Origin of the sequence: Ciceribacter ferrooxidans (assembly GCF_004137355.1) — a bacterium.
GTDB lineage: Bacteria > Pseudomonadota > Alphaproteobacteria > Rhizobiales > Rhizobiaceae > Allorhizobium > Allorhizobium ferrooxidans.
Genome location: NZ_SDVB01000102.1, coordinates 45,013 through 64,833, shown reverse-complemented (window position 1 = coordinate 64,833; position 19,821 = coordinate 45,013). Strand labels below are relative to the sequence as shown.

Below are 19,821 nucleotides of genomic sequence, written 5' to 3'. Positions count from 1 at the left end.
CAATCTCCCAGACGTCAATCAGAGACGGGGAGTGTGACATTCCAACTTTGCAGAAACAGGACACTTCAACTTTGCGGCCACATCCAAAGATCGCATAAGGTAGATTATGGAACTAAATGATATGCCGGATAGCCGGAAAAGGCCTGAAATCACGCCAGCGTCGACACTTCGCCGGCACCAGCTCTGCGATAATCAATGGCTATGAGCATGACCCAGGTCATTCGAGTCTCCGTCAGCGGACACTGATGCCTGCGTCAGAGAAAACGTAAAATATTCAATGCCATAAAAGAATAACCTCACACGGCGTGAAAACAAATCCTCACACCGCGTGCGCGGCGATCTCCGCCTCGAAAACCATCTGGTCATAGGCCGGCTCGACATGCGGTGGCGTCTCGCCCATCACCGTCTCGTAATCGAGCGGCACGTGCATATGGGTCAGGATCGAGCGCTTCGGCTCAAGCCGCTCGATCCAGCCGAGCGCCTGCTCGAGCGAGAGATGGCTCGGATGGTGACGGTATTGCAGCGCGTCGATCACCAGCACGTCGAGCCCTTGGAGCTTCGCGATCGTCTCCTCGGGAAAATCGCTGACGTCGCAGCAATAGGCGACGTCGCCGATCCTGAGCCCCAGCGAAGGAATGTCGCCGTGGCGCTGCATGAGCGGCCGGAAACGGATCGTTCCGCCCTTGCCGGTAATCTCGACCGGCCTTTCGAAGTCCTCGATCAGCCGCGGCTCGGCGATCGGCGGATAATTGCTGCCGACCGGCGTTTCGAGGCAGTAGCCGAAGCCCTGGCGGATGCGCGCCATCGTCTCCGGGTCGGCATAGATCGGGATGCGCTGGCTGCGGTTGATGAAGTAACCGCGCAGGTCGTCTATGCCGTGCAGATGGTCGGCATGGCCGTGGGTATAGATCACGCCGTCGATGTGCCGGACGCCGGCGGCGATCATCTGCGCGCGGAAATCCGGCCCGGTATCGATGACCGCCGTCGTCATCCCGCCGTCCGGCGCGATCTGCTGCACCATGAAGGCCGCGCGGGTGCGCCGGTTGCGCGGGTTGGCCGGATCGCACGCGCCCCAGTCGCCGTTGATCCGCGGCACGCCCGGAGAGGATGCACAGCCGAGTATGGTGAAGCGCCGGCGGAACGTCATCTTGTCAGAGCCCCGGCATCTTCGAGAAGACGCGCAGCGCATTCTCGGTGGTGATCCGGGCGATCTCCTCGAAGCTGACGCCCTTCGTCTCTGCGAGCACCTCGGCCGTGTTGACCACGTAGGAGGGCTCATTGCGCTTGCCGCGCCAAGGCTTCGGCGCGAGATACGGCGCGTCGGTCTCGACGAGCAGCCGGTCGAGCGGCACATCCTTCGCGATGTCGCGCAGTTCCGTCGACTTCGGGAAGGTCAGGATGCCGGAGAACGAGACATAGCCGCCGAGCTCGACCCCGGTGCGCGCAAGCGCTTCGCCGGAGGAGAAGCAGTGGAGGATGAAGGGGAAGGCCCCCTTCCCCGTTTCCTGCCTCAGGATCGCCGCCATGTCCTCGTCGGCGCTGCGGCTGTGGATGACGAGCGGCAATTGCGTGCGCCGCGCCGCCTCGATGTGACGCAGGAAACCGGTCTTCTGGTCTTCCGGCGTCTGCGTGTCGTAGAAATAGTCGAGCCCGCATTCGCCGATCGCGACCACCTTCGGATGCTCGGCGAGCCGCACGAGGTCGTCGGCGGTCACGTCGAGTTCCTCGTTGGCGTTGTTCGGATGGGTGCCGACCGAACAGAACACGGAAGGATGGCGCTCGGTGATCGCAAGCAGCGTGTCGAGCTTGCTGACCCTGGTCGAGATCGTCACCATCCGGCCGACCCCAGCGGCGTGCGCACGCGCAATGAGCGCGTCGCGCTCCTCGTCGAAATCGGGGAAGTCGAGATGGCAGTGGGTGTCGATCAGCATTCCGTCAGGCCTTCGCTGTCTCTTCCGGAGCGACATAACGCGGGAAGACCGGCTTCGGTGCCTCGAGCGGCGTACCGGCGACGAGCCGGCCGGCCGCGCCGAGACGGGCGAAATCGCGCGCATCCTGCGGAACGGCGACGAGGTCGAGCAGCTTTGCCGCCGAGTCCGGCACGATCGGCTGCAGGAGGATCGCGATCTGCCGGACGACTTCCGCCGTCACGTAGAGCACGGTCGCCATGCGCGCGGGATCGGTTTTCTTCAGCGCCCAGGGCTCCTGACCGGCGAAATAGCGGTCGGCCTCGGAGACCACCGCAATGATCGCCGTGACCGCCTTGTGGATCGCCTGGCGGTTCATCTCCTCGCGGCAGATCTCGATCAGCCCGTCGGCCGAAGCGAGCATTTCCCTGTCGGCGTCGGTAGGTTCGCCGCATTCGGGGATCTTCCCGTCGCAATTCTTGACGATCATCGACAGCGAGCGGCTGGCGAGATTGCCGATGCCGTTCGCGAGATCCGCGTTGATGCGGGTCGCGATCGCCTCTTCCGAATAGCTGCCGTCGTGACCGAAGGAGACTTCGCGCAGGAAGAAGTAGCGCACCTGGTCGAGGCCGAAATGGTTCACCAGGTTGACCGGATCGACGACGTTGCCGAGCGACTTCGACATCTTCTCGCCCTTGTTGAGCAGGAAGCCGTGGGCGTAGACCCGCTTCGGCAGCGGCAGCTTGGCCGACATCAGGAAAGCCGGCCAGTAGACGGCGTGGAAACGGATGATGTCCTTGCCGATGACATGGATATCCGCCGGCCAGTATTTCGCCCGCGGCCCGTTCTGGTCTTCGACATAGCCGGTGGCGGTGATGTAGTTGGTGAGCGCGTCGACCCAGACATACATCACGTGCTTCGGATCATCCGGCACCTTGATGCCCCAGTCGAAGGTCGTGCGCGAGATCGAGAGGTCCTTCAGGCCGGATTTCACGAAGGAAATCACCTCGTTGCGACGCTCCGCCGGGCCGATGAAGTCCGGGTTCTCCTCGTAGTGCCGGAGCAGCGGCTCGGCATAGGCGGAGAGGCGGAAGAAATAGCTCTCCTCCTCCACCCATTCGACCGGCGTGCCCTGCGGTCCGTAGCGCACGCCGTCGGCGCGCACTTCGGTTTCCTCTTCCTGGTAATAGGCCTCGTCGCGCACCGAGTACCAGCCGGCATAGCTGTCCTTGTAGATGTCGCCATTCGCGGCCATGCGCCGCCAGACTTCCTGAACCGTCTCGTGGTGGCGCTTCTCGGTCGTGCGGATGAAGTCGTCGTTCGAGGCGTTGAGCAGCTTGCCCATGGCGCGGAATTCGTTCGAGTTGCGCTCGGCGAGCGCTTCCGGCGTGATGCCTTCGGCCCGCGCCGTCTGCTGCATCTTCTGTCCGTGCTCGTCGGTGCCGGTCAGAAAAAACACGTCCCGCCCGTCGAGCCGCTGGAACCGCGCCATCGCATCGGTGGCGATCAGTTCGTAGGCATGGCCGATATGCGGCTTGCCGTTCGGATAGGAAATGGCGGTAGTGATGTAGTACGGATCGCTCATGGCTTCTTGTTGTCTTTTCGTCGGTTGCGATTGTCTTGTGCGATTATCCTGGGGCCGGACAGTGGCAGCGCAAAGCGACCGGCCATGAACGGCGCAAACAAATGGGGTCGAACGCTCTTAAAGCATTCCGCCGGCTTTAGGAACATCCGTTTTGCTGCGGGAGCACCGAGATATCGACGCACTCCGTCTTCAATCTCACGGCGCATCGCCGAACCCGAGATCGGTGTGCTGCCATTTCCCGCTTGCCACCATTACGGAACCTGATAGACGGGGATTCCGGCCAACTCGAAGGAAAACGATATGCCGGATTTCTCCACCATCATGCTTTTTGCCGTAGCCAGCGTCGTGCTGACCGCGACGCCCGGACCCGACATGCTGCTGATTGCCTCGCGCAGCATAAGTCAGGGTCGTACCGCAGGCTTTCTGACCTATGCCGGCATTGCGCTCGGCACCTACAGCCATGCGCTTGCCGCGGCCCTGGGACTGTCCCAGCTCTTTGTCGCCGTTCCAGCGGCCTACGAGTTCGTCCGGTGGGCGGGCTGCGCCTACCTGATCTATCTCGCATGGAAGACGATCCGGTCGGAGGGGAGCCAATTCCAGCCGACGTTGGAGCTGAAGCGATATCCGATGGTCCGCATCCTCGGGGAAGGACTGGTGACAAACCTTCTCAATCCGAAGATGGCGCTCTTCGTGCTGGCACTGTTCCCACAGTTCGTCCAGCCCGAAAAAGGCACGCTCCCCCTGCAGATCCTCGTTCTTGCGACGGTCCTGAATGCCATAGGCCTCGTGGTCAACGGAACGGTTATCCTGCTGAGTGGACATATCCGCAACCGGATAACGGGCCTCGGACGCTACCGGAGCGTGCCGAGATACCTGCTCGCGTCTGTTTTCGCAGGCTTGGCCTGCCGCCTCGCGCTTGGCGCACGAAACTGAGCCCGGCAATCCGACCGCATCGAGCGGCGCGTCAGGGAGGCGTGGCATCAATCCCACGTCCGCCTCGCGGCTTCAGCGCGTAACCGCAGCCAGCACATCGAGGATGGTCTGCTTGCGGTCGAGGTTGTAGGCGGCGCTGACGGCAAGCTGCTCCGTGACGGAGGAGGAAAGCCTCGCAAAATGGTCGGCCTCGCCGATCGCCCCGGAAAGGGCCGCCGCCCTCGCCTGCTCGTGGAGATGGTCGCCGAGATGCTCGACGAAGAAGCCGAAGGCGACGTCGCTGTCCCTGGCGCTCAGCGCGTCGGCGATCCGGTGCATGATCTTGCGCGCCGCCGGCCCCTGTGCCGCGAGCAGTTCGTCGAAGGCCGCGATGATGTCGAGCCCGCCGTAATTGATGACCTTCAGCGCCCGGGCGACGCTGCCCTTGGCGAGCGCGAGCACTGTCTCCCGCTGCCCGCCGGAAAGGGTAATCCCGAGCTGACCGAGCGCCCGCTCCATGTTCGACGCATCGAGCGGCTCGAGCTTCAGCGGCAGGCAGCGCGAGCGGATGGTCGGCAGGAGCTTGCCCGGCGCATGGCTCAGCACCAGGAACATCGCCCGCTTCGGCGGCTCCTCGAGAATCTTCAGGATGGCGTTCGCGGCATTGCGGTTCAGGTCGTCGGCCGGATCGATGATGACGATGCGCCAGTTCCCCGTGCCCGAGGTCTGGGAGAAGAAGCGGCCCGCCTTGCGCACCTCGTCGATGGTGATGGCGCCGCGCAGTTTGCCGGTCTTCTCGTCGACGGGCCGGGTGAGATGGAGGAGGTTGTGGCTGGCGCCCGAGGCGAGCTGGCGCACGAGCGCCGAGCCGGGATCGGGATCGGCAAGCTCGGCGGGCGCCTGCGACGGTTCCGGATGGGCAAGCACGTGGGCGGCGAAACGGAAGGCGAGCGTCGCCTTGCCGATCCCCTCCGGTCCCTCGATCAGGATCGCATGGTGCCCCTTGCCGGAGCGATAGCTCTCGGCGAGGAAGCGCTCCGGCGCCTCGTGGCCAAAGAGCCTGGCCGTGCCGAGCGGCGGTGCCGCGCCGTCGAGAAGTCCCTGGCGTTCGTCGCTCATTCGGCCGTCACCGGTCTTTCCGTCCTTCGCAGCTCGAGCGACAGCGGCTCGACCAGTGCGAGTATTTCGGCGGCGATCGCCTCGATCGGCCGGCCGGCATCCACCACCCGACAGCGTTTCGGATCGGCGGCGGCGATATCGAGAAAGCCCTGGCGCCGCTTCTCGTGCGTCTCCAGTTCTTCCTTTTCGAACCGGTCCGGCGCGCTGTTCGCGCCCGGTTCGGCCCTGCCGCGCGCCCGTTCGAGCCCGCGCTCGGCCGGCAGGTCGAGGATGAGGGTAAGGTCGGGCACCACGCCGTCCACCGCCACCCGCTCGAGCGTATCGATGAATTCCGATTCAAGATTGCCGGTGACACCCTGGTAGACGCGCGAGGAATCCATGAAGCGGTCGCAGAGCACCACCGCACCCCTTTCGAGCGCCGGGCGGATCACCGTCTCCACGTGGTCGTTGCGGGCGGCGGCGAAGAGCAGTGCCTCCATGCGCACGCCGAAATCCTCCGCCGCACCCGACAAGAGCACGTGGCGCAACGCCTCGGCACCCGGCGAACCGCCGGGTTCGCGGGTGACCAGCACTTCGAGGCCGCGGGCCTTCAGCGCCTCGGCAAGCCGGCGGATCTGCGTCGACTTGCCGGCCCCCTCGCCGCCTTCGAATGTTACGAACAATCCCCGTCCCGTCGCCAATCTCTGCTTCCCGTCATCCCGGCGCACGTGCCGGCCCGCTTTCGTTTCTATCCCATATGCCCGTGCCGGGAAACCTCGGCAAGCCGTATCGGAGCCGGAAGCGCTCTACAGCCAGAAGAACAGGAGTTCGATCAGCGCGTCGGTCGCCTTCTGCCGCAGCGTGCCCGGCCCGACCGCCGCGGCGGTCTTCAGCGGCACCTCGCGCAGCAGCCTGTCGCCTGCGGTGATTCTGAGCGTCCCCACATCCTGTCCCTGCGACACGGGTGCGTCGAGCGGCCAGCGATAGACGATCCGGGCGGAAAGCCGTTCGGGGTTCGTCACCGGGATGTAGATCTCGACCGGCGCTGCCGCGACGAGGTCGACCTTGCCGCGATCGCCGCCGTAGACGCTCGCCTGCCCGATTGTCTCGCCCGCCTTGAAGACGGTGCGCATCTCGAAGTTCTCGAAAGCCCATTTGAGGAGCCTGACCGCCTCCTCGCGCCGGTCCTTGTCGGTCGCAAGCCCGCCCATCGCGAGGAAAAGCCGCCGGCCGTTCTGCTCCGCAGAGGTCAGGATCGAGAACCCCTCCCCTTCGGCAAAGCCGGTGGCGAGCCCGTCGGCGCCGATGCCGGCCGCCAGCATCGGATTGCGGTTGCGCTGGTAGATCTTGTTCCACTCGAAGTCCGGCAGCGACAGCAGCCGGTAGAAGTCCGGATAGGCCGTCTGAAGGTGCCGCGCGAGCGTCACCATGTCCTTGACCGACGTGCGGTTGGCGGGATCGGGAAGCCCGGTCGGATTGGCAAAATGCGTGTCGGTAAGCCCGATTGCGGTCGCGCGCGCATTCATGCGTTCGGCGAACTTTTCCTCGCTGCCGGCCATCCCCTCCGCGAGCACGATGCAGCCGTCGTTCGCCATCTGGACGGCGACCCCTTTGAGAAGATCCTCCACCCGCAGCAGCGAATTGAGCGCGGCGAACATCGTCGAGGTGCGCGACGGCGCGCCCCCGGTCCGCCAGGCATGCTCGGACACCTTGTAGACGGTATCGAGGCTCACTTCGCCCCGCTTCAGCGCATCGAAGACGACTTCGAGCGTCATCATCTTGGCGAGCGAGGCCGGCGCCAGCGCCTTCGTCGGGTTCTTCGAAAGCAGGATGGTGCCGGTCGAGGCCTCGATCAGATAGGCTTGGCCCGCCTTGGTCTCGAAGACGGGGGCGGCCTTCTGCTGCGCGGTCGCCGGCAGGCCGGTTAAGAGGACGAGGAAAAGAACGGCGAACATGGCCACAAGACGGCGGACGACAGATGCCTCGGCAAAGCGCCGGGCCGGGCTGGAACCCATGGATATCGCAAAGCCTTTTCCCGTCATCGTCTGCCTTCGGCCCGCCTTCCTCTCGTCGGGCGGACGGCCAGTCGCAGCCCGAACGTCACCGCGCCGGTTTGGCGCCGGCGGACGAGGTCTTCGCTGCCGCTGCGCGCCGGGCCGAGGCCAGAATCGCACCCTCGGTCAGGCCGTCATTGCGCACCATAACCGCGTCGAAGGCAAGACGCACGGTGACGGTCGGTTCCTCGGCATAGGCCGAGGCATAGCTCGCGCCGTCGCCGAGGCCGGGCTGAGGCCGCTCATAGGGTAAGGGGCCGAGTTCCGGCAGCAGCACGAAGCCGGTGAAGGAATCGAGCGCGGCCGGCACGATCTGCTGACCGCCGAAGGCTTCCGAAGGTGTCGGGCCTGCAAGGCTCGTCTGGATGGCCGGCGCCGGCGTCTCCGCCATCGCCATCGGCGAAGGTGCGGGAAGCGGAACAGCGGCCGGATCGGCCGAGGCGACCATCACGCCGCTCGCGAACTGGCCGGCGGGATCGACCAGCGGGAAGCGGTCGCCCTTCTTGATGTAGGAGGCCATGAGATAGGGCATGTCATGCCCGTCCATGCGGGCCGGGCCGACATATTGCACGCGCACCTTGCCGGTGCCGCTATGCGTCATGTCGAGAAGATCGGCGGTCTTGTTCGAAAGGTCGATGATGCGGTTGGAATGGAAAGGTCCGCGGTCGTTGACGCGCACGATCACCGAATTGCCGTTCTCGGTATTCGTCACCCGCGCATAGCTCGGCAGCGGCAGGGTCGGGTGCGCGGCGGAAAGGTAGAACTGGTCGTAGACCTCGCCGTTGGCGGTCTTGCGTCCGTGGAAGGCCGAGCCGTACCAGGAGGCGATCCCCACCTTGTCGTATCGGGGATTTTCCTTGGGAACGTAGACCTTGCCCTTGACGACATAAGGGTTGCCGACGAGATAGCGCCCGCCGCCCTTCGGAATGTTCTTCCCGGTGGCGACGCGCGGGCTCGCCTTCACGCCGTATTCGGATTCGGAGAAATATTCCTTACCGTGGCGGGTCTTCTTCTTGCCCTCGGTGCTCGCGCACGATGCCACACTCACGCAAAGGACCGACAAGGCGATCCACCTTGCACCGCTCCTCACAGCTCCACCGCGATCGAAACTCATACGCCCCACTTGTTCGTTCACGCTGCGGCAAACAGCTCCGCCACGCGACCAGGAAACAATGCCCCTCTTCCCGGTCACTTGGCTATATCAGGAAGATAAACTTGTCGACAACATGGCAGAGGGGGCGCGAAGTGTCGCAACTTTGTTCTATGATGCAAGATCAATGGTTAACGACCGGTAAATTATACCATGCCGGACGCCGCGTTCGGCTTCCTCTTCCCTTAGCGGAAGGCATTTGACGTTAGGCAATATTCAAAACGCACTCACCGCCCGATTTTCAACGCCCCGCCAGCGAACGCTCTTGCCAAGTTTCGCGCCATTGCGCATAACGCCATGCGCCGGACAGGTGGCCGAGTGGTTTAAGGCAACGGTCTTGAAAACCGTCGTGCGGGGAACCGTACCGTGGGTTCGAATCCCACCCTGTCCGCCACGGCCAAAGCGCCTCATTTGAAGCACGGATCTTGCAAGATGCAGGTCAGTACGATCTCGGAACAGTTGTTCTTTTCGACAGTACGCATTGACACAGTCACGGCAGCCAAAAGCCAAGGCTCTGGGACTGGCTTCTTTTTTGGATACAAGTTCGGCGGAGACAAGCAGGCCCTTTCGTCGTTACTAACAAGCATGTCGTGATGGGCATGCGCGAAGGGCGCTTTTCCTTTCTGAAGCAAAAGGATGGACTTCCATCGCTCGGCGACGGTTTTTCTCTGAACGTTGGTCAAGACGATTGGTCAAGTATGTGGTTCGGCCATCCCGATCCATCTATCGACATTGCGATTTGTCCGTTCGTTCCCCTGCTCGAGTTTGCCCGGCAACACCACGGAGTTGATCTATTTTTCCGCGCGGTAGACAATCACCTCATTCCAACTGCGCAACAGACTAGGGAACTGGACGCCGTAGAGTCTGTTACATTTATTGGTTATCCAAATGGAGTGTGGGATAGCAAGAATCTCTTGCCGGTTGCTCGCCGGGGAACTACAGCCAGTCCGATTGAAGTAGATTTTGAAGGTACGCCACGATTCCTTATTGATGCGTCAGTGTTCGGTGGCTCTAGTGGCAGTCCTGTGTTTATTCTGAATCAGGGCACATATGCGATGAAGGCGGGAGGAATTGCGATCGGCTCACGCTTCCACTTTGTAGGTGTCATTGCTGCCGTATTTTTTCGCACCCAGTTGAACCAAATTATCCCAGTACCAATTCCCACACAAACTCAACCGATGGCGCAGCAGCAGGAAATGATCGATCTTGGCATCGTCTTCAAGGCGCGAACCGTCGTAGAAGCCATCGAGGCATTCCTCAGAGCACACGATATCGACACATCTGGCGCTGCTCGAACCTCCCCAATTGTCACGCAAGCGTAGTGCCCCTCAGGCACCGATGAAAGCAGGAACGCGGCCAGCGCCTCGACGCGATCCGCGCCAGCCTCGATGCCGCTGCCGCTGATCCGGTGCGCCATAACAGTAAGGAGGTTTCGGCGCGCTTGGATCGCCTTCTGGCGGATTCGGAGAAGACCATCAGGTCTTGAGCCGCGAACTCGTCTCTCCCGAGAAGATATCGACGCCAGAAAAACCAGAGGGAGCACCCGGCGGACCGGACGCTCCCTCCGAGGGACTACCGCTTATGCTCGGCGGCGAGTTCGCGGGCGCCCAAGGCGGACGAAAGCGGAATGAGCTGCCAGACGGCGGATAATCCCACCAGCACGTAGACGGTTCCGGCGAGCAGCGAGTCGGCGCCGAAGATCGCGGCGACGAGGTCGAAGCCGAAGAGGCCCACCAGCCCCCAGTTGAGCCCACCGACGATCACGAGGGCGAGTGTCAGCACGTTGATGAAGGTCATGTCTGTTCTCCTCGTTTGGGTCGGATCAGCCCTCGGGCGGCAGGATCACCGTGTCGATCACATGGATGACGCCGTTCGAGGCGGCGATGTCCGTCTTGATGACGCTGGCGTCGTTCACCTTGACCGACTGGCCGTCGACGGTGATGTCGATCGCCTTGCCGTTCACCGTCTTCGCCTCGTCGAGCCCCGCGACATCCGCGGCCATCACCTTGCCGGGCACGACGTGATAGGTCAGGATTTCGGTAAGCTGCTGCTTGTTTTCGGGCTTCAGCAGGCCCTCCACGGTGCCGGCCGGCAGCTTGGCGAAGGCCTCGTCGGTGGGCGCAAAGACTGTAAACGGACCGGCCCCCTTCAGGGTCGACACCAGACCGGCTGCGTCGAGCGCGGCGGCGAGCGTCTTGAACTGGCCCGCTCCGACCGCCGTGTCGACGATGTCTTTCTCTGCGGCCGAGGCGCCCTGGATGCCCGCGAGGCCGATCGCTGCGGCAAGAATGGCTGTCTTCAGTTTCATGGCACTTTCCTCTCGATGACATGCCCGCTTGGCAGGGCACGAATTATCATCTGGTGAGAAATCTTTTTCTTACCAATAACATGTTCGTGATAATTAAGTAGATTTTCATAAGCTGAAAATCGCGCTAAAGAAGCGTTCATGAGACGAAAACAAGGTTTGCAGACATGCTGTCCGAGACGCTCACCAACGAACTTCAGCGCTATGCGATCGGCCCCCGCATCAGGACGCTGCGACTGAAGAAGAAGCTCGGCCTGGTGCAGCTCGGCGCCCATACCGGGCTTTCGCCGGCCATGCTGTCGAAGATCGAGCGTGGCCAGCTCTTCCCGACCCTGCCCACCCTGGTCCGCATCGCGATGGTCTTCGGCGTCGGCCTCGATCACTTCTTTGCGCCGGAAAAGGACAGGCCGCTGATCGCGGTGGTGCGCAAGGGAGAACGGATCAGGCTGCCGGTGCCGGCAGGCGACGGGCCGCCCGCCTGGCTGTTCGAAAGCCTGGACTATCCGGCCGCGGACCGCCGGATGGAGTCCTACTATGCCGAATTCCCCGCCGACGCACCGCCGTCGGAGCCGCACCGGCACGGCAGCGCGGAGTTCATCTACGTGCTGAGCGGTCGCCTCTCGGTCGACGTCGACGGGGAGGAAACCATGCTTCATGCCGGCGACGCGATGTATTTCGATTCCAGCGTGCCCCACAGCTACCGCCGCGAAGGCGCCATCGCCTGCAAGGCCCTGGTGGTGACGGCTCCTTAAGCCCTGCCGACGTCCACGGCAGAGCCCCGAAGCCGTCAACCGCGGCGCGGACGCGCCTGCCCGTCCTTCGACGTCACCCGCCGCCTGCCGCGTTTGCCCGCCACATCCACCAGACGCCGGAAGGTAGGGCACTCCATGTGCGAGGGGGCGGGGCAGTCGGCGACATGGCGCAGCGTGTCGCGGAGCGCCGAAAGTTCCTGGATCTGCCGGTCGAGGTCGTCGGCCTTCTGGTGCAGCACGTCGCGCGGCAATTCCGGCATGCCGTTGCGGCCGAACATCCCGCCGATCTCGTCGAGCGAGAATCCGGCCGAGCGCCCCATCGCGATCAGCTTCAGTTGCAGCAGCACCTCGGGCGGAAACTGCCGGCGCAGGCCGTGCCGCGACACCGAGGCGATCAACCCTACCTCTTCGTAGTAGCGCAGTGCCGAGGGCGCCACTCCGCTTGCCGCCGCGACCTCTCCGATATCGAGAAATTTCATGCTTGACCTCAAGTTGACTTGAAGTCGTAGCCTGCTCCTGAATGACAAATCACGCAAGGGGCAAGCCGATGAAGCAGGCAGAAACAGACAGGAAAGAACGGACAGGGATGATCGCGGCGACGCTCGCGCTCGCAATGCTGCTCGCCTCGCTCGGCACCAGCATCGCCAACATTGCGCTGCCGGCGCTCGCGACGGCGTTCTCCGCCTCCTTCGGTGCCGTGCAGGCGGTCGTCGTTGCCTATCTCGCGGGACTGACGGCGGCGGTGGTCGTCGCCGGGCGCCTCGGCGATGTCCACGGGCTCAAGCGCATGCTCGTCGCCGGGCTCGGCCTCTTCGCCGTCGCCTCGCTGATCTGCGGTCTCGCGCCGAGCCTGCCGCTGCTCGTCGCCGCGCGGGCCGTGCAGGGTATCGGCGCGGCATTCCTCATGACGCTTTCCATGGCGCTGATCCGCGAGACGGCGGGCGAGGCGCGGGTCGGCCGGGCGATGGGCCTGCTCGGCACCATGTCCGCTCTCGGAATGGCCCTCGGCCCGGTGCTCGGCGGCATGCTGGTCCCGGCGACGGGATGGCGCGGCGTCTTCCTCGTTCAGGCGCCGCTCGCGGGGCTCGCGCTCATCCTCGCCATCGCCATTCTGCCGGCCTGCGCGGGCGTGAAGACGTCGTCATCGAACACCAGGACAGCGTTCGACCGGACCATCGTGCCCAATCTCGTCGTCAACCTCGCCGTCGCCGCGGTGATGATGACGACGCTGGTGGTCGGCCCCTTCTATCTGGGCTTCGGTCTCGGCCTGAAGGAAATGCTGGTCGGCCTCGTCATGTCCGTCGGTCCGGTGATCTCGATTTTCAGCGGGGTTCCCTCCGGTCGGCTGGTCGATGCCTGGGGAACGGGCCGGGTGCTTGCGGCCGGACTTCTGGCTCTGGCGGCCGGCGCCTTCCTGCTGGCACTCCTGCCGGATGCGATCGGCCTCGCCGGCTATGTGCTGGCCATTGGGGTCCTGACGCCGGGCTACCAGCTCTTCCAGGCCGCCAACAATGTCGCGACGCTCGCCGGCGTGCCGAGTGACCGCCGCGGCACCGTCTCCGGCTTGCTCGGCCTCTCGCGCAATGTCGGCTTGGTCGGCGGCGCCGCCGTCATGGGCGCCGTCTTCGCGCTCGGTACCGGCACGGAGGATCTCGCCCATGCCGCCCCCGCCGCGATCGCAGCCGGAATGCGGCTCACCTTTCTCGCCGCCGGCGGCCTAATGATCGCGGCGATCGTCGTCATGGGTCTCGCCCGGCGGAGAGCAGCGGGCACGTGACCCCGCCGCCCCGCCGCCGCACTCACAACAGCGTCTTGCGCCCGTTCAGAACATAGGCGACCGCCTCCAGGATGACGCCGTTGGTGTTGACGTCGCTGTAGTTCGCGGTCGGCTGGCCGCTCGCGGCGTAGATGCCGGAGGCGAAGCCGAGACCGGGGACCCGTCCCCTTTCCCGCACATGGGAGACGAGGCGTCCGGAATAGGCGTTCGGGCGCAGCGCGTTCCACAGATAGGCGCCCTTGCAGTTCACCACCTCAAGCACGCGGCGCATCGCCGGCGTCTCGTAGCGCCCCCGGTCGGCCACCGCCTCGAGCGTCCAGGGGTCCTCCTCGGCCTCCACGTCGAAGCCCTGGTAGATGAACCACGGAGCCCGATCGATCGAGCTTTCCGAGACGCAGACGAACCGGCCCGTTTTATGATATTCGTCGGCCTGCGCGGTGAAGAGCACGTCCGAGATCACCTGCGCGGCTTCGGATGCACCGAGCTCCATCGCCTCCAGCGTGTGCGGCTCTGTCCCGACCGCCCCGATATCGGCGACCCTGCCGAGAATGCGCATCCGCCGGTCGGTCGCGACATCCTCCGGTTCCGGCGCGTAGGGCGTGTCGACCTCCATGCCCCACAGCGCGAAGCCGCGGGCGGCGTAATGGGCGTAGTTGGAGCGGAAATAGGTCCTCCACGCCCCGTCGTCGATGTCGTGCAGACGCCGTTCGTAGACCGTCGCCGCAAGATCCCAGCGCGCCACCGCGGCGGCGACCTCTTTCTCGAGCCCGCGGTTTTCGAAGAGTTTCAGGGCGACCAGCAGCCGTGCGGTGTCGGAGGCATTGTAGCTGTTCTCCACCGGACCGCCGCGCCGGGTGGAAACGTTGGCCTGCGGCAGCCGGACCTTGCCGATGCGCGTCGCGGGCAGGCTCTTCAGGATCTTTCCCGCCGCCTCGGCAAATTCGTCGTCCGTCGCGAGCCCGATCGAATGGGCGCCGGCAAGCCCGAACATCTGGCTGGCGATGTCCCACATGGTGACGGAGGAATAAGGAACGACGCTGTCACCGGAAGCCTCCGCACTTGCCGGGGCAAGGCCGGTCTGCTTGTCCGAAAGCCGGGTGAAATATCGCCAGGCGAGCTCGGCATCCGCCTCGAGCCGGGCCTTCTCGGCGGCATCGATCGTCTCCGCGGCCGTCCCGCCTTCGGCAAAGCGCATCCGATCGGCCCTTCTCAGCCGCTCGAAGATCGCATCGCGGCCAACGAGCGCCTCGCCGTAAGCGCCGAGCCCCGTCATGTGATTGCCCGTGCGGCTGGAGAGCCCTGTCAGGATCCCGGCGATCACCTCGCCCGCCCCCTCGGCGGCGAGTGACTGCTCCCCGACGACCACCAGTGCGTCGCGGTCCGGCCCGAGCCGCGCATTCAGCGCGTCCACGAGCTCCGACCCGTCGCCGATCCGCCCGCCGTCGATGCGCAAGGCGACCGGCACGTCGAGAAGCCCGTTCTCGTCGAGCCCCGCCGCCCTCGCCTCCCGTTCGCCGAGCGCGGCGCGTACCGCGATCCCGGCCGAGGTCAGCAATGCCGCATCCGGTCCTTCCTTTTCCGTCACCGCGCAGGTCACCGGTGCGGCATCGCCCATCGGCCGCTCGAGATCGAAGGCGGCACCCGCGGCGGCCCGCACCGCCTGCCAGGCGGGCGTCTCAGGGTCGGCGCCGAGCATCGGGCAGTCCGCCCCTCCGGCCGCCGCCGTCCCGTCCGAGCGCGAAAAGGTGATCCCCGCCGTCGTCAGCGCCTTGAGGAAGGCCGCCTCGACGTCGGCGGGCACGGTACCGGAGCCGATGTCGAGATGAAGCGCGATCTCGCGCGAAAAGGCCTCCGAGCGCAGGTAGAATTCCGAAGGCAGGACCGTCGCGATCTTTCCCTCGTCCTCGGCCTGCGCCAGGAATCCGGCGAGCGTGGCAGCCTGGCTCTCGAGACGTTCGCCGTCGAGACGCGCGAGATCCGCAAGCGAGACATAGAGCACCAGCGGCTCGTCACCCGCCATCCGCTGCGTGATCCGGGACAGCCGCTGGTCGAGCGCCGAGAGCGAAGCGAGACGCAGGCCGCCGGCCACGTGCATGATGCCGTTCCCGGTCTCGGAATAGGTTGTCGGCGCATCGTCCTTCGGCATGACCAGAACCGTGCGGAACCCGCCGGCCCTGACGCCGGAGAGTATCGGCACCTCGGTGCCGGTCTGCCGGCAGAGCATGGTGCGGCAGGCGGGATAGCGCACCGCTCCGCTTCCCGCCTCGGCGTCCACCCGTGAGGCGAGGCCGGTCAGCCGCGCCTGGGCCGCGCCGGCACGCCGCATCTGGAAATAGATCCGCTCCGTTTCCATGCCGGGCAGGAAGGCGATCGGCTCGAACATCCCGCCATACATTGCCCGCAGCGTAAGCGCCGCGCCGATCGTCTCGTCGGATGCATCGGCCGCCAGCGCCAGTCCCAAGGGCACGTTGAGACGGATGATCGCCTCGGCCACGATACGCAGCCTGTCCGGCGCAGGCACGCCGTCCGTTCCGTCCAGCACGAGGATAAAAGGCGTGTACGCCGCCTGCGCCGAGGTCGCTCCGGCGACAAGGAAACGCGCCCCGACGGCACTGACGAACAGCGATCGCAGGACTTCACGGCGGGTCAGACGCATGGGCTGCCTCTTTCGGGGTCACATTGGCGCAGGCGGGAGTGGCCAGTTTTGGTCGCGAATCGCGGATGTCGTTGACGCAGATCAGTTTCACATCATTCGAATATCAGATAAGAATAATGGAAAGGTTTACGGCAGGAACGGGTGCTGACCTTGTCATCGAAGCCAAGCCCGCCAGAACCCGGCTCGAAGAACGGACGCCGGAAAAAGAAGAAGAATCCTGTATTCTACGATCCTACGGCCAAAAGGGGCATCGCCCTCGAGATCGTCGGCTCTCTTCTCGTGCTCGGCGCTATCGTCTGGTTCGTCAGCTTCGGTCTCGGGATCTATCTGCTCGGCAAGCTGCCTGTCCCCGAAATCGGCGGCAGAGGGTTGGCGTTTGCCGACCAGCGAACGCCGGCGGCTCCCGGTTCCCGTCCCGCCGCTGTCGGTGTGCCGCAGCCCTCCCCCGGCACAAGCCCCGCAACACCGAGGAAGGCACTGGTCCCGGAACAAATCTACGGCTACCTGCCCTACTGGTCTGCATGGGGCGATCGGGCCCTCGACGAACATCTGACAGACTTGGACGGCCTGATGCCCGAATGGTATCAGATTGCTCTGCCTTCGGGTGAACTCACGCCGCTCGGCTTTTCCTCCGCCCACCAGGTGCGCATTGCAGATGTCATCGCACGCCGCCGCTGGGCACTGACCTTGCTGCCGGTCGTCGATCTTTTCGATCCGGCGGAAATCGCGCGCGCGCTCGCCTCCCCGGAGAAGGTGGAGCAGATCCGCTCGGCGCTTGTACGGGAGGTCGCGGCGAAGGCCTATGACGGGATATGCCTCAACATCGCCAGCGTGCCCGATACCTCCTATAAGGATCTCGGATGGCTGCTCGCAGGGCTCCGGCAATCCTTTGCCGCGATCGGTCGCCAGACCTGCATCGTCGTTGCCAGCTATCAGTCGCCATGGACGGACGCGACCATTGCAGCGTCCGTCGACCGCTACGTCGTGCTCGCCTTCGAGGAGCCCGCCGACAGCGCCCGTCCGATGCCGCTGGCGCCCCAGGCGTGGTTCGCCGACCTGCTTTCTTCGCTCGCGGCACAAATTCCGCCGGAAAAACTCGTCGTCGCGCTCGGCAATTTCAGCTACGACTGGGTGAGCGGCGACAATGTTCCGCGGGAGATGAGTTTCGCCGAGGCTTCCAGGCTTGCCGGACTTTACAGGAGCGGCATCCGGGTGGATCCGGTTTCGCTCAATTCCACGACGCGCTTCGTCGACGGCGACGGCGACCGGCACCGCATCTGGCTCCTCGACGCGGTCTCGTTCCACAACCAGTTGGTCGCACTCTCGGAGCTAGGCCGGATGCCGGCCGTCGCCATCTGGCCGTTTCCCGATGCCGATCCGGGGGTCTGGCGTCTGCTGGACGGCCCGTCGGCTCGAAGACCGGTCCAGTCGCTCCTGAAAAACGTGCCGCTTGCCGGTTATGTCGGTTATGACGGCAAGGGCGCCTTCCACAAACTCGTCCGGGCACCAGAAAACGGCCTCCGCGACGTCGTGCTCGATCCCGCCACGGGCCTCATCACCGCGGAGACCTACGAGCGCGCGGCAGAACCCTTCAGTGTGCTGCGCTACGGTGCCGGAGAACGGGGCATGGTGGCGCTCACGTTCGACGACGGGCCGGACCCGCGCTTTACCAATGCGATACTGGACGAACTGGCCACCCTCGACGCACCGGGCGCGTTCTTCGTCATCGGCAGGCAGGCGCTGGAAAACACCGGCGTCGTCCACCGGATCGTCGATGCGGGCCATGAGATCGGCGTCCACACGTACTCCCATCCGATGCTCGAGCGATCGTCCGAATGGCGCTCACGCTTCGAGCTCAACATCACGGAGCGGCTGATCGCGAGCCTCACCGGGCGTCAGACGCTGCTCTTCCGCTCGCCTTACGGCAACAGCGAAGGCCCTCTGACAGGCGCCGAGGCGGAGCCGCTGCGCCTTCTCGACCAGCAGGGCTATATCGTCGTCGGCGCCGACATCGTGCCTCCGGACTGGCTACGTATCTCCGCCGACGAAATCGTGGCGTCGGTGCTGCGGGATATCAAGGCCGGCAGCGGCAATGTCATCGTCCTGCACGATGGCGGCGGCAACCGCGAGGCGACCGTCAAGGCGATCCCGATCCTCGTCAATACGCTCCGCCGCGAAGGCTACCGCTTCGTCTCGCTCGCCGAAATGCTCGGCCTGCCTGAGGAGGTGATCATGCCGCACGACCGACGTGCCGACGCCACGTTCGATGCGATCTCCTTCGATATCATCCGGTACCAGTCCAGGGCGTTCTATTGGCTCTTCTGGATATCCATCGTCGCCGGCATCACACGCGCGGTCTTCGTCATCGTCGCCTCCCAGCTTCGCACCCCTCACCCGCTGCGCGTCGCGGACTACGCCCCGCCGGTCACGGTGCTCATACCCGCCTATTGCGAGGAGGAATCCATCCTCGATACGGTCGCCGCCGTTCTTGCGTCGGACTATCCCGACCTGAAGGTCGTCGTCATCGACGACGGATCGACGGACGATACCTGCGTCCGGCTTCTGGAGGCCTATGGCCGCAATTCGCGCGTCCTGATCACGCGCCAGGCCAACCACGGAAAATACGCCGCCCTCAATCATGCCTACACGCATGTCGACACCGACATCGTCGTGGCGATCGATGCCGACACCCAGATCGCCCCGGATGCGATACGAAAGATCGTCCGCCACTTCCGCGATCCAGCCATCGGGGCGGTGGCCGGCAACGTCAAGGTTCGCAACCGCGACCGTCTCCTCGCCCGAATGCAGGCGCTCGAATATCTGACGAGCCAGAACGTCGACCGGCGGGCCTCCGAGGTCATCAACGGAATGCTGGTCGTTCCCGGCGCCCTCGGCGCCTGGCGTCGCAAGGCCGTGGAGGATGCCGACTATTATTCCTCGGAAACCTTCGCGGAAGACGCCGATCTCACGGTCTCGGTCATTCGAGCCGGCTACAAGGTTGTCTACGAGGAGGGCGCGGTCGCCCGAACCGTAGCGCCGACCAGCCTCGACCGCTTCCTGCATCAGCGCCTGCGCTGGTTGTTCGGGATGATGCAGACCGGCTGGAAACATCGTAGCGCGGTCTTCGAAATGAAGGGCATCGGGCTGATCTCGATTACCGACCTCCTGCTGTTCGGCGTCCTGACGACCACCATGGCGCCGCTCATCGATGCCGGACTCGTATGGGTCATCGCCGACCGCATCGTGACCCTCTATTTCGATCCTTCTGCGCCCTGGTCGGAAGCATCCCTTTTCGTCATCGCCGCGTACACCATCTTCGCGATGTCCGACCTCATGGTCGGGCTCCTGCCCTTCTATTTCGAAACGAAGGAAGACAAACGCCTCATCCTGCTGCTTCCTCTGCAGCGCGTATTCTACCGGCAGCTGCTCTATTTCTCGACGTACCGGGCGATCGCGCTGGCGCTGACCGGCCGCCTGATGCGCTGGCGCAAGGCGACGGACACGGCCGCCGTTGGCTCGGCCGCCATGCGCCTCGCGCCTCGCGTCGTCGCGGCCACGAAAGCCGGCGATCCACCTCCGTCCGGCCGCCGCCGCCCGCCGGACAATCATGGCTGAAGGTCCGGCT

15 protein-coding genes, 1 tRNA gene and 1 pseudogene are annotated in these 19,821 nt (G+C 64.7%); 6 read left to right on the top strand and 11 right to left on the bottom strand.

Translation table 11 applies throughout. The features are described 5' to 3' along the window. Nucleotides 1-319: 319 nt before the first annotated feature. From EUU22_RS03175 to metG, 3 genes and pseudogenes are all read right to left on the bottom strand, one after another. Nucleotides 320-1,147, bottom strand: coding sequence for an MBL fold metallo-hydrolase (locus tag EUU22_RS03175; RefSeq protein WP_129330657.1), 828 nt, complete (start codon nt 1,145-1,147; stop codon nt 320-322). 4 nt (nt 1,148-1,151) lie between these two features. Continuing rightward, nucleotides 1,152-1,931 carry a TatD family hydrolase gene (locus EUU22_RS03170; protein WP_129330656.1) on the bottom strand — a complete coding sequence of 260 codons (780 nt, stop codon included), beginning with the start codon at nt 1,929-1,931 and terminating at the stop codon, nt 1,152-1,154. Between the two features lie 4 nt (nt 1,932-1,935). Continuing rightward, nucleotides 1,936-3,495 (bottom strand): annotated as a pseudogene (metG, locus tag EUU22_RS03165) (methionine--tRNA ligase); the annotation flags it as partial. A 297-nt stretch (nt 3,496-3,792) separates the two neighbouring features. Between metG and EUU22_RS03160 the strand changes: the two are divergent. Then, nucleotides 3,793-4,425, top strand: coding sequence for a LysE family translocator (locus EUU22_RS03160; protein WP_129330654.1), 633 nt, complete (start codon nt 3,793-3,795; stop codon nt 4,423-4,425). Between the two features lie 72 nt (nt 4,426-4,497). On the opposite strand, the gene EUU22_RS03155 is transcribed toward EUU22_RS03160, so the two are convergent. The 4 genes from EUU22_RS03155 to EUU22_RS03140 all read right to left on the bottom strand — a co-directional run bounded on the left by EUU22_RS03155 (nt 4,498) and on the right by EUU22_RS03140 (nt 8,670). Continuing rightward, nucleotides 4,498-5,523, bottom strand: coding sequence for a DNA polymerase III subunit delta' (locus tag EUU22_RS03155; protein WP_129330653.1), 1,026 nt, complete (start codon nt 5,521-5,523; stop codon nt 4,498-4,500). Next, nucleotides 5,520-6,203 carry a dTMP kinase gene (tmk, locus tag EUU22_RS03150; protein WP_165351059.1) on the bottom strand — a complete coding sequence of 228 codons (684 nt, stop codon included), beginning with the start codon at nt 6,201-6,203 and terminating at the stop codon, nt 5,520-5,522. Before tmk ends, EUU22_RS03155 begins: the two co-directional genes overlap by 4 nt. 105 nt (nt 6,204-6,308) lie before the next feature. After that, complete coding sequence (locus EUU22_RS03145; RefSeq protein WP_129330661.1) at nt 6,309-7,457, bottom strand: D-alanyl-D-alanine carboxypeptidase family protein; 1,149 nt, start codon at nt 7,455-7,457, stop codon at nt 6,309-6,311. 145 nt (nt 7,458-7,602) lie between these two features. Then, nucleotides 7,603-8,670 (bottom strand): septal ring lytic transglycosylase RlpA family protein, encoded by a 1,068-nt coding sequence (locus tag EUU22_RS03140; RefSeq protein WP_129330651.1) that lies wholly within the window; start codon nt 8,668-8,670, stop codon nt 7,603-7,605. Between the two features lie 340 nt (nt 8,671-9,010). Between EUU22_RS03140 and EUU22_RS03135 the strand changes: the two genes are divergently transcribed. Both EUU22_RS03135 and EUU22_RS03130 read left to right on the top strand, forming a co-directional pair. Next, a tRNA-Ser gene (locus EUU22_RS03135) sits at nt 9,011-9,100 on the top strand. Between the two features lie 142 nt (nt 9,101-9,242). Next, nucleotides 9,243-10,028 (top strand): trypsin-like peptidase domain-containing protein, encoded by a 786-nt coding sequence (locus EUU22_RS03130; protein ID WP_342635401.1) that lies wholly within the window; start codon nt 9,243-9,245, stop codon nt 10,026-10,028. A gap of 250 nt (nt 10,029-10,278) precedes the next feature. Here the strand turns inward: EUU22_RS03130 and EUU22_RS03125 are convergent, their stop codons facing one another. Continuing rightward, a complete protein-coding gene (locus tag EUU22_RS03125; RefSeq protein ID WP_129330650.1) occupies nt 10,279-10,503 on the bottom strand; it encodes a DUF378 domain-containing protein in 225 nt (74 codons plus the stop codon). Between the two features lie 25 nt (nt 10,504-10,528). Further along, a complete protein-coding gene (locus tag EUU22_RS03120) occupies nt 10,529-11,014 on the bottom strand; it encodes a fasciclin domain-containing protein (RefSeq protein WP_129330649.1) in 486 nt (161 codons plus the stop codon). A gap of 164 nt (nt 11,015-11,178) precedes the next feature. Between EUU22_RS03120 and EUU22_RS03115 the strand changes: the two genes are divergently transcribed. Next, nucleotides 11,179-11,763, top strand: a complete 585-nt coding sequence (locus EUU22_RS03115; RefSeq protein WP_129330648.1) for a helix-turn-helix domain-containing protein — start codon at nt 11,179-11,181, stop codon at nt 11,761-11,763. A 35-nt stretch (nt 11,764-11,798) separates the two neighbouring features. Here the strand turns inward: EUU22_RS03115 and EUU22_RS03110 are convergent, their stop codons facing one another. Next, complete coding sequence (locus EUU22_RS03110; protein WP_129330647.1) at nt 11,799-12,242, bottom strand: helix-turn-helix domain-containing protein; 444 nt, start codon at nt 12,240-12,242, stop codon at nt 11,799-11,801. Nucleotides 12,243-12,310: 68 nt separating this feature from the next. Between EUU22_RS03110 and EUU22_RS03105 the strand changes: the two genes are divergently transcribed. After that, nucleotides 12,311-13,540, top strand: a complete 1,230-nt coding sequence (locus EUU22_RS03105; RefSeq protein ID WP_129330646.1) for an MFS transporter — start codon at nt 12,311-12,313, stop codon at nt 13,538-13,540. A gap of 22 nt (nt 13,541-13,562) precedes the next feature. Here the strand turns inward: EUU22_RS03105 and EUU22_RS03100 are convergent, their stop codons facing one another. Then, nucleotides 13,563-16,196 (bottom strand): DUF3131 domain-containing protein, encoded by a 2,634-nt coding sequence (locus tag EUU22_RS03100; RefSeq protein WP_129330645.1) that lies wholly within the window; start codon nt 16,194-16,196, stop codon nt 13,563-13,565. A gap of 150 nt (nt 16,197-16,346) precedes the next feature. On the opposite strand from EUU22_RS03100, the gene EUU22_RS03095 reads away from it, so the two are divergent. Further along, nucleotides 16,347-19,811, top strand: coding sequence for a glycosyltransferase (locus tag EUU22_RS03095; protein WP_129330644.1), 3,465 nt, complete (start codon nt 16,347-16,349; stop codon nt 19,809-19,811). The last annotated feature ends 10 nt before the right edge of the window (nt 19,812-19,821 follow it).

Excerpts from the sequence above, each read along its gene's own strand:
- EUU22_RS03100 (WP_129330645.1), bottom strand. The coding sequence starts at position 16,196 with ATGCGTCTGACCCGCCGTGAAGTCCTGCGATCGCTGTTCGTCAGTGCC.
- EUU22_RS03155 (WP_129330653.1), bottom strand. The coding sequence starts at position 5,523 with ATGAGCGACGAACGCCAGGGACTTCTCGACGGCGCGGCACCGCCGCTC.
- EUU22_RS03145 (WP_129330661.1), bottom strand. The coding sequence starts at position 7,457 with ATGTTCGCCGTTCTTTTCCTCGTCCTCTTAACCGGCCTGCCGGCGACC.
- EUU22_RS03110 (WP_129330647.1), bottom strand. The coding sequence starts at position 12,242 with ATGAAATTTCTCGATATCGGAGAGGTCGCGGCGGCAAGCGGAGTGGCG.
- EUU22_RS03105 (WP_129330646.1), top strand. The coding sequence starts at position 12,311 with ATGAAGCAGGCAGAAACAGACAGGAAAGAACGGACAGGGATGATCGCG.
- EUU22_RS03120 (WP_129330649.1), bottom strand. The coding sequence starts at position 11,014 with ATGAAACTGAAGACAGCCATTCTTGCCGCAGCGATCGGCCTCGCGGGC.
- EUU22_RS03125 (WP_129330650.1), bottom strand. The coding sequence starts at position 10,503 with ATGACCTTCATCAACGTGCTGACACTCGCCCTCGTGATCGTCGGTGGG.
- EUU22_RS03115 (WP_129330648.1), top strand. The coding sequence starts at position 11,179 with ATGCTGTCCGAGACGCTCACCAACGAACTTCAGCGCTATGCGATCGGC.
- EUU22_RS03175 (WP_129330657.1), bottom strand. The coding sequence starts at position 1,147 with ATGACGTTCCGCCGGCGCTTCACCATACTCGGCTGTGCATCCTCTCCG.
- EUU22_RS03170 (WP_129330656.1), bottom strand. The coding sequence starts at position 1,931 with ATGCTGATCGACACCCACTGCCATCTCGACTTCCCCGATTTCGACGAG.
- EUU22_RS03140 (WP_129330651.1), bottom strand. The coding sequence starts at position 8,670 with ATGAGTTTCGATCGCGGTGGAGCTGTGAGGAGCGGTGCAAGGTGGATC.
- EUU22_RS03160 (WP_129330654.1), top strand. The coding sequence starts at position 3,793 with ATGCCGGATTTCTCCACCATCATGCTTTTTGCCGTAGCCAGCGTCGTG.